1 pseudogene is annotated in these 532 nt (G+C 44.5%); it reads left to right on the forward strand.

The features are described from left to right. A pseudogene (locus ACS8FD_RS24220) lies at positions 1–532 on the forward strand (DNA topoisomerase IB); the annotation flags it as partial.

Here is a 532-nt window from a genome sequence, read left to right on the forward strand (position 1 = left end):
CTACCAAACCTACGTGCACAAGTCGAAAAAGATTTAGAAGCTGAACCATTGTCACGAGAAAATGTATTGGCTGCAGTTGTCAAATTGCTTGAGACGACCTTGATTCGTATTGGCAATAGTCGCTATGCTAAACTCAATAAAAGCTATGGTCTCAGTACGTTACGCAGTAAGCACGTGAGCGAAACAGACAACGGGCTGGCATTTGATTTTGTCGGTAAAAGTGCCAAAGAGCACCATATTGAGTTGCAGGACGAGCGTTTAATTGACATTGTACAGGCATGTAGTGAGCTGCCCGGTTATCAGATTTTCAAATATTTGGATGACAATGGCGATAAGCAAGTCGTTGATAGTGCAGATATTAATGACTATTTACGGATGCACACTTGCGACAATGATTGTGAAAGCAAGATGTATAGCGCAAAGGACTTTCGCACATGGATGGCAAGTGTGCTGGCGGCCAGCTACCTTTACGATGAGCTGCAAACGTCAGTAGGCAAGGAGATACTGACAAGTGCGCCTGAAAGCGACGAGC

This window comes from Psychrobacter sp. 1U2 (assembly GCF_051847575.1).